Here is a 12,312-nt window from a genome sequence, read left to right as displayed (position 1 = left end):
GACTGTTTATTAAAGTGCCGGAGTTGGCGTCGGTGTGACACCGGTCTTCTTATAAGCTTGATCGATGGCAGTCCGGATTTCCTTGACGGAGCTACCTTTTTGATAAGCAACGATCGACTGTGCTGCGATATCGAGACAGGTGCCGCACGTGATGCCGTGCGTCGTCCAGGTCGTGGAACTAGCAGTCTGCTCTTCGATGAAGCAGTCATAGTTGCTTGTATGACCAGCAGATTCACCGCAACCACAATAACAAGGCATCTTCTTCAAGAGATCAGGATGTTTAGCGACGGAGCGGTAAATCGTTTGGATCGACTCATCCTGTTCGTTCAGAAAAGCGGGTAACGTGTCTGGTCCCGCGGTCTTCTCGAGTTGATCACCAGCACCGTGGCTGGCATGGTCAGCATGATCTCCGTGATTCGTCTGTTCTGTCTTCGGAGCACCCGTTTGATCAGCTGTTCCGCATGCAGCGAGCAACAGGCTGATACTGAGGGGAAAGGCGTAACGATATAGTCCTGTTTGCATAATGTGCCTCTCTTTCATCGTCTTGCCTTCATTATAAGGAAAGACGTATCGAGAAGGCGTGACGATTTGTTGACGCTTACTTGGCGAGTGCTTCCGTGATCGTCTCGATGTTTGCTTGCATCATGCTGTAGTAAGTGTCGCCATCCTTACCCGGTGCACCGAGTGAGTCAGTGAAGAGAGTACCACCGATCGGAACACCAGTCTCCCTTGAGACGGTTTCCATGCTCCGCCGATCGACGCTCGTTTCGACGAACAGGACAGGGATATCTTGCTCCTTGATCGTATCGACGATCCGGCGGACTTGAGCCGGAGTTCCTTGATTATCTGAGTTGATCTCCCAAATATAATCCGCTTTGACGTCATAGGCAGTTCCGAAGTATTTGAAGGCTCCTTCGCTCGTGACGAGATGACGTTCTGCTTTCGGAATAGCGGCAAACTGCTTTTTCGCTTCCTGATCAAGCGTCTGCAATTTTTTAATATAGGCATCGGCATTTTTTTCGTAGTCGGCTTTGTGCTTCGGATCTTCCTTGATTAATGCCTGCTTGACGTTTTCGACGTAGCGAATCCCATTGCTTATATCGAGCCACGCATGCGGATCAGTCTCCGATTCTTTGCCCTTCGTCGTCAGGTATTTCGGTTCGACGCCTTTGCTTAAACGATAGACTGGTGCGTCAGACGCGTCTTTGCCAGTCGTTGCCCGGAGTTTATCGAACCACGCACCGCCGGCTTCCAGGTTCAACCCGTTGTAGAAGACGACGTCAGCATCTGCCATCGCTTGTACGTCTGCTGGAAGTGGATCATACTCGTGCGGGTTTGCCCCGATCTTGACCATGCTGTGGACATCGACATGTTCACCACCGACCTCACGTGCGAGGTCAGCGAGAATCGAATATGTCGCAACGACCTTCAGCTTCCCGTTATCTTCTGCAGGTGTCGAACAAGCAGCAAGCAAGACCGTGCTGAGGAGGACGAACAGAAAAAGTTTTAATTTCATACAGTAGACTCCTTTCGTTTCCGGTGACGCATCAGACCGTGACGTGGTGAGAAGACGAAGACGAGGGCGAACAACGTCGTCGCGACGAGGACGATCGACGCACCGGAAGATAGATTATAGGTAAAGCTGAAATACAGTCCGATGATGGCGGACAACGTACCGAAGCCTCCCGCTAGGAACAGCATCCGTGAGAGGCGGTTCGTCAGTAAATACGCGGTCGCTGCCGGTGTGATCAGCATCGCGACGACGAGGATGATGCCGACGGTCTGAAGTGAAGCGACGGTGACGAGTGTTAGTAACGTCATCAGTCCGTAATGAATCCAACGCGTCGATAGTCCATAGGCTTGCGCCATCGTCGGATCAAACGAGCTGATCAGCAACTCTTTGTAGAACAAGAAGATTCCACCGAGGACGATCAATCCGATGATGACGGTCATCCACATGTCGCTCGGACGGACCGCGAGGACGTTACCAAACAGAATGTGATAGAGATCGCTACTGCTACGTAAGAACGAAATCAGGATGATCCCGAGGGCGAAGGCGGATGTGAACATGATTCCGATTGCCGTATCGTTCTTGATGCGACTGTTCTGGCTAACGAAGCCGATTCCGAGTGCGGTCACGAGACCCGTCACGACAGCACCGATCAGGAAGTTGATTCCGAGTAGATAGGAAATCGCAACACCAGGTAAAACGGCGTGCGAGATTGCATCCCCCATCAACGACATTCCGCGAAGGATGATGAAACAGCCGATCACACCACAGATGATGCCGACCATGACGGCGGTGATCATCGCTTTTTGTAAGAACTCATACTGAAGTAATGCCTCGATGAACGTCATCCTTGTCCCTCCTTGCGTCGTTCGAATAGCGGTAAGCCATACGCTGGTTCGAGCCATTCCGGTGTCAAGATATCAGACGGTGGACCGACAGCGATCAGTTGTTTGTTCAACAGCATCAATGTGTCGAAATAGTCTTCTGCTTTATGCAAATCATGGTGGACGACGACAATCGTCCGCCCTTCGGCTCGGAGTGTCCGTAAGAGCTCGATGATCATCTGCTCACTCGCGACATCGATGCCGACGAACGGTTCGTCCAGCAATAGTAGCTCTGCTTCTTGGGCAAGGGCACGCGCCAGAAAGACCCGTTGTTGCTGTCCGCCTGACAGTTCACCGATTTGGCGTTCAGCATGATCGGACATACCGACGCGTTCGAGACAATCCATGGCGAACGCTTTTTGTGCTTTCGATGGTCGTTTGAATAAGCCGAGCTTCGGATAACAGCCCATCAACACGACGTCCTGCACACGAACCGGGAAATCCCAATCAATTGCACTTCGTTGTGGAACATAAGCGACGCGTGACCGGACGTCTTCGAGTGATTGGTCGAGCACGCGTAACTGCTCGATACGAGCCGGGATCAGACCGAGGACGGCTTTTAAGAATGTGGATTTACCAGCACCGTTCGGTCCGATGATGCCAATCAACGAAGCGACCGGGAGGCGAACGGACACTCCGTCGAGTGCATGGGTATCAAAATAAGAGACGGTGAGACGATCAACGTCAAGGGCGTACATGAATGATCACTCCTTTGGTTTTGTGGTATATAGAAGGAAAGTTTCCTTAGGGCAAAAAAAGGGTAAAAATTTTAACTCCAATCACTGGAAAAAGATTCGGTCTACAAATAATGTTTCCTTAAGGCAAACTTTAAAGCCATAGGAAACAGATGTCAACTGTTTTTCGATATCGATCGCGAATCAACTCGTGCTAAGATGAAAAGGCAGAATCGTAATGGGGGTGAGGAGATTGCGTCAGACAGCAGAACAACAATGGAAGTGGTTATTGCTCGATGCGCTCGCGAAGGAAAAGCGGGAGCAAGCACAGCAAGTCATCGAAGAGGTCTATCCGTATGATATCGCGCAAGTGTATGAAGAGTTGGGCGAAGACGATCAGGCACGACTCCTCGACTATCTGGATCACGAGCGATTGGCGGATGTCCTCGAGGAGCTCGAAGGGGAGCAACGTCTCGCCGTCTTACGTCGTTTAGACGTCGAGCGTGCCGGGCACGTCCTCGATTTAATGGAGAACGATGACGTCGCGGATTTACTCGAGGAACTGGGACCGGAAGAGACTGACCGCTTGCTTGGAAGCATGCGGACGGACGAGGCTCTGATCGTCCGCAATCTCTTGACGTATCCACCGGAAACGGCAGGGCGCTTGATGACGAACCGGTTCATCTGGGTCGGAGAGGATTTCACGGTCGGTGAGACAGTCGAGAAGATGCGCGACTACATCGAATATTCGGAGACGATCAACTATGTCTACGTCGTCAATCAACTCAGTGAACTCGTTGGTGTCATCTCATACCGGGATGTCATCTTAGCTGAAAACACGGAACGGATTAGTGACGTCATGGAGACGAAGGTGATTCGGGTAGCGGCAGAGACCGATCAGGAAGAGGTCGCGCAACTGTTCGAACGCTATGATCTCGTCTCGTTACCCGTCGTCGAGGGCGACATTCTCGTTGGATTGATCACGGTCGATGATGCGCTTGACGTCTTACGGGAAGAAGCAAACGAAGACATCGAGAAACTCTCGGCATCCGGTAAATCGATTGATTTCGAGACGAAGCCGTGGATTGCTGCGACCCGTCGCTTACCGTGGCTCGTCTTGCTACTGTTCATCGGGCTCGTCTCTGGATCAATCATCAGTCAGTTCGAAGAGACGCTCTCAAAAGTCGTCGCGCTCGCCTTCTTCATGCCGATGATTGCTGGTATGACCGGAAATACCGGTACCCAATCGCTCGCGGTTGTCGTCCGCGGATTGATCACGCGTGAAGTCGATAAGCGGGTCGCGACTCGGTTGATCCTACGGGAGCTCTGGGTTGGTTTAATCATTGGTGTCATTTGTGGTATCTTGATCGCCGTCATCGCCTACGTCTGGCAAGGAAGTGCCGTCTTAGGACTTGTCGTCGGCAGTTCGCTCGTCATCACGTTGATCTTTGGGACACTTGCTGGAACAATCATTCCGCTCATCTTACATCGCCTAAAGATTGACCCAGCAATCGCATCCGGACCATTGATCACGACGTTGAACGATATCTTATCGCTCCTCGTCTACTTCGGGATTGCAACGGCATTCATTAGCCGCTTGATGTAAAAAAACCGAACCGATTCATCTTCGTCAAGAGGAAGGGAATCGGTTCGGTTTTTTCATGTGTGATCATGCGTCGTGCGAATCCAGATCGCGAGTGGACCAACGTCGTCAAAGCCGGATTCAAGCGCTGTGATCAGGTGATCGCCATACTCGTAACCGACGAGCGATTGACCGGGAAAATGTGCTGAACTCAAACGTGCGATATCATCCCATAAGCGTTCGTCGAGGTAATCGGAATTGACGTACGTCAGTCCGGTCGTCACTTGATTCGAGTAGGCGATGCAACTTGCTTGTTGCGCCTCCGAATAGAAGAAGCGGACAGCGGGATGTTGCCATAACGTTGTGGGCAACTCCGGTGTTGCCTGGATAGCCTGGAAGCGAGCGAACTGATCGAGATCCGTCACGACGGACCAATCGACGGGAAGAGCACGGCGATCGAGTATGGCAGGGCGGGTCATCCATTCCGCTGTGAACAGATGACTGAGACCGGCACTCGAGAAATCATAGCTTGCCGTGCAGTCCTTGATACTGTAGACATCCGTGACACCAATTCGCTGATGGGGAAGCCGGACCATCAGTTCCGGATAATAGCTCGGTACGCTTCCTTGAGCGTGCCAGGTCGAATCAGTTTCCGTCACCCGGCAACCGGCTGACTCACAGACGAGGCGACACCAATCGAAATTATTTTGGATGGCAGCTTGGCGCATGGATCATTCCCCCTTATTCATCCTCCGGTTGTTTAATCAGGACATACGATAACGTGGCAATCAGTGTTAAGAACAGCCCGCAGCCGATCGTGATATATGCCATCGTAAAGACCTTACCGAGCGTCGTCGTTGGAACGAATGTTGGATGCCCAACCGTACTTAGTGTCGTGATACAAAAGTAAAGTGCATCCACCATCGACAGGTTTTCTTCCGTGCTATAGAAGATCGTTCCAGAGACGAGCGTCAACAGGCAGAGAATCAATAGACCACGAAAGTAAGATAAGTGAAAGGCGCGGCGCAATCCCTTGAATAAGCGTGAAAAAATCGTCAGTACAGAAATCATGGAATCTCTCCTTTAGGATCGTTGCGTCGAGTCCATCGTATCATGAATGAAATAATCGTTCTTTCCGGCATGTTTGACGCGATACATCGCTTGGTCAGCATGCTGAATCAGCGTGTCGAGATCGACGCCGTGATTGGGTGAGTAGCTGAGTCCGATGCTCGTTCGGATTTCAATGGTTTCTTCAGCGAACCGGTAAGGGTTGTCTTGCAAGTACGTCAACAAATTCGCAGCATAGGCATGGAGCGTAGCGACAGACGGATGACGATAGAGTAAGAAGAATTCGTCGCCACCGACACGGGCAGCGAACCCATTCTGTTCCGCATGATGTTCTAGTAGGCGAGCGATATGAATCAAGAAGGCGTCACCGATTTGATGTCCATACGTATCGTTGATGGCTTTGAAACCATCGAGGTCGACGACGATGATCGCGATATGATCAAGCTCGAGTAACTCTTGCGCTGCACGTTCATAAAAGCTCCGGCGATTCGCAATCTTCGTCAACGGATCGTGGTAGGCGAAGAAACGAATCGTCTGCTCCGCTTCCTTGAAGGACTGGATATCACGAATCAACAGCATCCCGTGCAGCTCTTGTTCGATGAAGACGAAATCGGCATCCATGACGACGTAGCGTTCTTGTTGTTGTGCTGTCAAAATCTTCGTCTCGAATTCATTGAACTTACGTTGCGATAAAAAGTGCGTCATATAATGCAGCGACCAATCGGCTTGTTTTTTATCCGGCAAGTAGGTCGAAAACGTACATGCCGTTAAGTCATCGGTCTCAAACAGCCGATGAGCGGCTGGGTTGGCACTCTCGATTCGTCCATCCCGGTCGAGCAGCAGGATTGCCGAAGGATTCAAATTGTAGAGCGTCGCGAAACGCTTCTGATAGGACGCGAGATAATCGAATCGGCGCATTGCGATTGCCAGTGCTCCTGCCCAGAACAAACCGCCATACATATAGGCATACGGTGGCATGATGCCGTAGAACGACCAGTAGCCGAAGACGATATCCCACGCGAGAACGAGAATCGCGACACTGAGTAAGACGTTGATAATGCCACGACGCGCATCTTTCAAGTGTGTCCGTGCGTACACGAGCAGACCGATGACGAGGAGATGGAAGATGTTCCCGATCGTCATCGTCACTAGATATTGTGTGTTGAATTCAGGATAGATGAACTGTCCGACCTGTGTGAATTGCTGACTGTTGATGACGTTCGTCTGGAATACGTATGTCGTCAGCACGACGCCCATCGGAAGATAGAAGATCCATGGGTACAGTAAACGTGGCATTCGTTTCCACAAATTCGAGACGCGAAAGATGAAGTGGAGCGATGTACTGAAGACGATCAGACCAGCATTTCCGAACCAGTAGGTCACGAATGCCGGACTAAACTCGATCGGGGAGGCATTCCGGAAAAATTCACCAAGGAACAACATCCCGTAAGCGAACGTGAATAAGCTAAGCAGTCGGTGTTGCGGACGTGATGGATTGCGTAAAAATATATCAATCGACATGTAGAACATGATGAAGGTCGGAATCAGATAGACGATCGTAAAAAGAAACAAGGATGGCATGGCGTTCCGCCCTTCTAGATAATTTTTAGGTAGATAGTCTCAGTATAGTGGGCGAAGATTGCTTAGGCGGATTGAAATTTCAAAAAAAGGGAAATCAGTCGAGATTTAATGTCAGTCGTCGTATTTTGGCGATCCCTTCGAGACCTGACGGATCATGATGTGTCTTATGGGCGACGAAATGTTCATCGGCTTCTGTCGTCCGGATCCGTAACGGACGTTCGTCACGGTGGACGACCTCGAAGATCACCTCAGCCAGAGCTTCTGCCGATTGGCGATCGGCATGTCGCGTCCGATACGTCTGCAAATAGGCCGTGATGATCGGTTTGAAGTCGTCTTCGTGTAAGCCGCCCGTCCGTTCGAGTTGATCGAGCACAGTTGCGGTAAAGTTCGTCTCGACGGCGGCTGGTTCAATCAGGGTGACGTCGATGTTGAAGTACGGTTTATAGTAGGTCGCAAGACTTTCGAACAGCCCTTCGATCGCAAACTTACTGGCACAATACAGTTCATTCATCGGTTGACCGACGAGACCACTGACGCTTGAAGTCGCGAGTAAGTGACTACCGTCCGGTGCTTGTTTGAGTAAGGGGAGACAAGCTTCGATCGTTCGGATGACACCGAAGACGTTCGTTTCGAAGAGTTGCTTGATTTCATAACTCGTCGCTTGACCGAGTGCGCGCAGCAAACCATGACCGGCATTACAGAACACGACGTCGAGATGATCGACTTCTTGTTCAATTTGACGAACGGCTGCTTTCACGCTTGTTTCATCCGTCACATCGAGCGGCAAGAAGGTAAGCGTCGGTAATGACACGGTCATTTCGTCTGGACTCCGGACACCAGCGTAGACGAACCATCCGGCGTCTGCGAATCGCCGCGCCGTTGCAAGACCGATACCGGAAGAAGCACCCGTGATCAACATCGTTTGCATATCAATTCCTCCGTTCTGAAAGTAGTAGTCTTCTATTATTTACCCGAATTACTGTTGAACTATTTGCATTAAAATTGCATATTGTAATGAAAAAACTTAATATAAAGAAAAAGGAGGCAGGAATCGATGGGGCAAATCGAACGGTTGCAACAGATGCGGGAATGGATCAAGACGAGTCCTGAAATTTCGCTCGATCAATTGATGCAGGAGTATCAGATTTCACGAGATACTGCACGTCGTGACGTCATCGTCCTCGAACAAGAAGGGGAGATCATTCGCGTTAAGAATGGATTAGTCCGTGCTGGTGGAACGCTTGCATATGAACAGCGGACAGAGAAACCGGAAAAACGGCGGATCGGGCAGCGTGCAGCGCGTCACGTCCAAGCGAACGATCGCTTATTGCTCGATGCTGCAACGACGGTATCTGAGATGGCACGAGCACTTCCGCCATATCCACTACAAGTCATCACGAACTCCCTCGATATCGCAGACTATGTCGGAGCTCGCACGGATATTGAGCTGTACGTCACGGGAGGACGTTTCGACCGGCATGCGCGTAGCTTGAGTGGGATCAAGACGGCAGACGACATCCTGAATTATCAAGTTGATTGTGTTTTTCTTGGAGCATGTGGATTGACGGAAGAAGGACTTTTTGCGGAACAACTCGAAGAAGCGGTCGTAAAGAAAGCGATGATTCGAAGTGCGACCCGTGTCATCGTCCTCGCAGACCATACGAAATTCAATAAGCGTTTTTTTCATAAGGTCTGTGACTGGGAGCAAATCGATGTGCTCGTTACCGATCAAGTTCCAGATGCAACGTGGCAAGAACGACTAGATCATTATCATGTCGATCTCGACGTGACAGAGGAGGAAACAACATGAACCCGATTCAAACAACGCTCGTCGGATTCGGCTTTTCAGCGGTGACGTTCCACGTTCCGTTCTTACAGGCATTACCGGCATTTGAAGTGACACAAGTCGTCTCCAGTCGACCGGAACAGGTAGCGCGCTATTTCAGTGAGGCGACGGTCGTCGCGACACTTGCTGAAGCCTTACAGGATGAGAACACGGAGCTCGTCATCATCACGACACCAACGGCACTCCATTTCGAAATGGCAAAACAAGCGATTGAAGCAAAAAAGCACGTCTTACTCGAAAAGCCGGCTGTCGTAACAATCGAAGAAGCACTGGCGCTGCAAACGTTAGCGAAACAACACGGCGTTCAAGTCGCCGTCTATCAAAATCGTCGCTTTGACGGTGACTTCCTGACACTTGAACAATTGATGGAAATGAACGAGATCGGCGACTGGCAAGTCATCGAATCACGCTTTGATCGCTATCGCCCGGTCGTTCGGGAACGCTGGCGGGAACAAGCGGGAAGTGGCGCCGGCATCCTGTTTGATCTCGGCTCACACTTACTCGATCAAGCACTTGCCTTATTCGGAGAACCTGATGCACTCACGGGCGACGTCTACCTGCAACGTGACGGTGCTGTCGTCGATGATGGTTTCCATATCACGTTGCACTACGGGACGCGTCGTGTCATTCTCCGTTCGACGTCCTTCATTCAAGGACCAACACCACGTTTCGAGTTTCATGCGACGCGCGGCAGTTACATTAAATACGGAATGGACCCGCAAGAAGGACGGCTTGCGAAAGGTCATCCGGTGAACGAACAGCTCGGTGAAGATGAAGTAGATTCCTACGGTTACCTTCAAATCGCTGATCAGCCAGTCGAGCGTCTCGCGACACTTCCAGGCAGTTATGCGACGTTTTATGAACAGTTGGCGGAAGGACTTCGCAGGGGACGAGTACCTGTCGATTTACGCGACGCGGAAAAAACGATGCGTTTGATTGAAGCAGTACGTATCAGCAGTGATGAAGGACGACGCCTCTTACGAAAGGAATGGGATGCATGGAAGAATTGAAGGTGTTGCTAGCGGAAGAGGACGAACTCGTCTTGACGTCCTTGACGAATACGGAAGCGATCGGGATGGGACATGAATTGATCGGACGGGCGATGAAGGAGAACTTATCGATCGCCGTTGAAATCAAACGGAATGGACAGCGTTTATATTACGCGGCGCTCGACGGTACGGCACCGGATCAGGAAGAGTGGATCCGCCGGAAATCGAACGTCGTCTTACGGCATGGCTATAGCTCGCTCTACATGCGTCGGTATAATGAGAGTAAACATCGCTCGTACCACTCGATGTATGCGGTCTCGCCATCTGATTATGCCGATGCCGGTGGATCGTTCCCGATCCGGATCGAAGGAGTCGGTGTCGTTGGTACGATCACCGTTTCCGGTCTATCGCAGGAAGCAGATCATCGTCTTGCGACGGAAGCGTTGCGCTTACTTAAGAGACAACAGCTGGGGCAATAAGGTATTTATAAAATACAAGTGTTGATTCTCGTGCAAGACTTCGCTTTCCGCGGGCGGAAGGCGAGCCTCCTCGCCGCATTCGCGCCTACGGGGTCTCACCCATTCCGCTTTTCCCGCAGGAGTCTTCGTCTTGCACGTTCATCAACGGATCGTTCGACACGAAAAAACCGAAATGCTGAAGTGAATATACTTCAGCATTTCGGTTTTTTATGTTCTATTTTGATAGATCATGAGAAACAGCAGGACTCACGTTGTTCACGCAATTCCTACAGGAAAAAGCGCAAGATTTTGCGCTGTCAGAGATAAACAAGACCCGGGTCGGCTGTCACTGACAGCCGAGACTGGCTTGTGTCTCGACTGAGGAAAGCGCGTGAACGAATCGTGAGGACAATCGTTACGATGCCATCGAATCAGATGAAGCCGACACGTCTTTACGTGTGTTCCCGCGATAGACGAAGTAAAGCGCAGCAAGCATCGTAAGCAGACCAAGCAGACGTTTTCCGTTGAGCGGAACGACGACGCCACCGAACGCACCGATGTGATCAATGACCATACCTGCTGCGAGTTGACCGATGACGGTCGCGATACTAGCTGCCGTGACACCGATTTGCGGGACAGCAAGAATCGTCAGGAAGAGATAACTGACGCCGAACAAGACGGCACTGAGTTGCCAACGTGGTGCTTCAAGCAAGAGCAAGACGTTCCCTTGACCAAAGAACAAGATGGCGAGTGCGAGAATCAGCATTCCGGTGAAAAAAGTCAGGAACGTACTTTCGAGAGCCCCTGCCTTTTGACTGAAGGCACCGTTGATCGAGGACTGGGCGCTCAGCATCACGCCGCCGAGTAATGTAAAACCGAGTAATAGAATATTCACGAGCGAACCTCCTTAAAAGATGAGAAATAGAGCGACGAGCATCAAAGCAGAAGCCGTCAGCTTGTCACGATTGATCGGACGTTTCGGACTACCGAGCCAGCCGTAATGTTCGATGACCATGCTGGCAATCATCTGTCCGATGATGACACTGATCATGGCGAGACCGACACCGACGAGCGGGATGCTGATGATCAGGATCGTCAAGTAGATGCTACCGAGCAGACCACCGAGCAAGGTCCATTTCGGTGCACGGAATGTATAGCCGAGTGAACCTTTTCCGAAGAAGAGGACGATCAGTCCGATGATGATCGTACCGGCGAAGAAATTATAAAAGCTACTTTCGAGTTTTCCGACGAAGTTCCCGAGTTCACCATAGATGGCTCCTTCGACACTTAAAGCGATACCCGCAAGTAACGCGAGTACGTAATACACGATTTTCAACAGAATTCATCCTTTCACGAATCTAAATATCGAGAAATGTCGATATGTAAGGCAAGGAGAACGGATCAAAGTTCTCCTTTGAGGTACGCTGCAAGCTCCTGGATTTTTTCTTCATTTCGCCGGTAATACGTCCATTTGCCGTGACGTTCGGATTCGAGCAATCCGACTTTTTGCAACATCGCAAGATATTGGGAGACGGTCGATTGAGATAAGTTCGCCTTCTCTTGGATATCTCCGACGCAGATGCCTCCCTTGTCCGACAGATTCGTCGCGAGATGGGCCGTCGGCTTATTGAAATGAGTCTCGGGATCCTTGAGCCAGCGTAAGATATCAAGACGTACCTCGTTCGATAATGCCTTGAATAGATCCACTTGATTTGTCATA

15 protein-coding genes are annotated in these 12,312 nt (G+C 50.7%); 4 read left to right on the top strand and 11 right to left on the bottom strand.

Translation table 11 applies throughout. The features are described 5' to 3' along the window. Positions 1-9: 9 nt before the first annotated feature. The 4 genes from N179_RS13610 to N179_RS13595 all read right to left on the bottom strand — a co-directional run bounded on the left by N179_RS13610 (position 10) and on the right by N179_RS13595 (position 3,092). A complete protein-coding gene (locus N179_RS13610; RefSeq protein ID WP_023469578.1) occupies positions 10-522 on the bottom strand; it encodes a PCYCGC motif-containing (lipo)protein in 513 nt (170 codons plus the stop codon). A gap of 76 nt (positions 523-598) precedes the next feature. Beyond that, positions 599-1,516: a metal ABC transporter substrate-binding protein gene (locus N179_RS13605; protein WP_023469577.1), complete on the bottom strand. Its 918-nt coding sequence runs from the start codon at positions 1,514-1,516 to the stop codon at positions 599-601. Continuing rightward, positions 1,513-2,358: a metal ABC transporter permease gene (locus N179_RS13600; RefSeq protein WP_023469576.1), complete on the bottom strand. Its 846-nt coding sequence runs from the start codon at positions 2,356-2,358 to the stop codon at positions 1,513-1,515. The genes N179_RS13605 and N179_RS13600 overlap by 4 nt, the downstream gene beginning before the upstream one ends. Continuing rightward, positions 2,355-3,092 (bottom strand): metal ABC transporter ATP-binding protein, encoded by a 738-nt coding sequence (locus N179_RS13595; protein WP_035395750.1) that lies wholly within the window; start codon positions 3,090-3,092, stop codon positions 2,355-2,357. The genes N179_RS13600 and N179_RS13595 overlap by 4 nt, the downstream gene beginning before the upstream one ends. Before the next feature lie 229 nt (positions 3,093-3,321). Between N179_RS13595 and mgtE the strand changes: the two genes are divergently transcribed. Beyond that, positions 3,322-4,674, top strand: a complete 1,353-nt coding sequence (gene mgtE / locus N179_RS13590) for a magnesium transporter (protein ID WP_035395754.1) — start codon at positions 3,322-3,324, stop codon at positions 4,672-4,674. A 53-nt stretch (positions 4,675-4,727) separates the two neighbouring features. Here mgtE and N179_RS13585 read toward each other — a convergent pair whose 3' ends face one another. From N179_RS13585 to N179_RS13570, 4 genes are all read right to left on the bottom strand, one after another. After that, positions 4,728-5,378: a hypothetical protein gene (locus tag N179_RS13585; protein WP_075643044.1), complete on the bottom strand. Its 651-nt coding sequence runs from the start codon at positions 5,376-5,378 to the stop codon at positions 4,728-4,730. 13 nt (positions 5,379-5,391) lie between these two features. Beyond that, on the bottom strand, positions 5,392-5,721 hold the full coding sequence (locus tag N179_RS13580) for a potassium channel family protein (protein ID WP_047394390.1): 330 nt from the start codon (positions 5,719-5,721) through the stop codon (positions 5,392-5,394). Between the two features lie 12 nt (positions 5,722-5,733). Next, positions 5,734-7,299, bottom strand: a complete 1,566-nt coding sequence (locus N179_RS13575) for a sensor domain-containing diguanylate cyclase (protein WP_075643043.1) — start codon at positions 7,297-7,299, stop codon at positions 5,734-5,736. Between the two features lie 94 nt (positions 7,300-7,393). Further along, positions 7,394-8,227 (bottom strand): SDR family oxidoreductase, encoded by an 834-nt coding sequence (locus N179_RS13570; RefSeq protein WP_023469570.1) that lies wholly within the window; start codon positions 8,225-8,227, stop codon positions 7,394-7,396. A 126-nt stretch (positions 8,228-8,353) separates the two neighbouring features. On the opposite strand from N179_RS13570, the gene N179_RS13565 reads away from it, so the two are divergent. The 3 genes from N179_RS13565 to N179_RS13555 are packed head-to-tail and all read left to right on the top strand — an operon-like array spanning position 8,354 to position 10,613. Further along, complete coding sequence (locus tag N179_RS13565) at positions 8,354-9,109, top strand: DeoR/GlpR family DNA-binding transcription regulator (RefSeq protein ID WP_075643042.1); 756 nt, start codon at positions 8,354-8,356, stop codon at positions 9,107-9,109. Beyond that, complete coding sequence (locus N179_RS13560; RefSeq protein WP_075643041.1) at positions 9,106-10,155, top strand: Gfo/Idh/MocA family oxidoreductase; 1,050 nt, start codon at positions 9,106-9,108, stop codon at positions 10,153-10,155. Before N179_RS13565 ends, N179_RS13560 begins: the two co-directional genes overlap by 4 nt. Further along, complete coding sequence (locus N179_RS13555; RefSeq protein ID WP_075643040.1) at positions 10,143-10,613, top strand: heme-degrading domain-containing protein; 471 nt, start codon at positions 10,143-10,145, stop codon at positions 10,611-10,613. The genes N179_RS13560 and N179_RS13555 overlap by 13 nt, the downstream gene beginning before the upstream one ends. A gap of 394 nt (positions 10,614-11,007) precedes the next feature. On the opposite strand, the gene N179_RS13545 is transcribed toward N179_RS13555, so the two are convergent. From N179_RS13545 to N179_RS13535, 3 genes are all read right to left on the bottom strand, one after another. Next, complete coding sequence (locus tag N179_RS13545) at positions 11,008-11,487, bottom strand: DMT family transporter (protein WP_075643039.1); 480 nt, start codon at positions 11,485-11,487, stop codon at positions 11,008-11,010. A gap of 12 nt (positions 11,488-11,499) precedes the next feature. Continuing rightward, complete coding sequence (locus tag N179_RS13540) at positions 11,500-11,928, bottom strand: DMT family transporter (RefSeq protein ID WP_023469565.1); 429 nt, start codon at positions 11,926-11,928, stop codon at positions 11,500-11,502. Between the two features lie 65 nt (positions 11,929-11,993). Then, positions 11,994-12,311 carry an ArsR/SmtB family transcription factor gene (locus tag N179_RS13535; RefSeq protein WP_023469564.1) on the bottom strand — a complete coding sequence of 106 codons (318 nt, stop codon included), beginning with the start codon at positions 12,309-12,311 and terminating at the stop codon, positions 11,994-11,996. Position 12,312 lies beyond the last annotated feature (1 nt).

Source organism: Exiguobacterium indicum HHS 31 (genome assembly GCF_001939065.1).
Lineage (GTDB): Bacteria > Bacillota > Bacilli > Exiguobacteriales > Exiguobacteriaceae > Exiguobacterium_A > Exiguobacterium_A indicum.
Note: the sequence above shows the minus strand (reverse complement) of the source record. Positions and strands in the feature narration are given on the sequence as shown.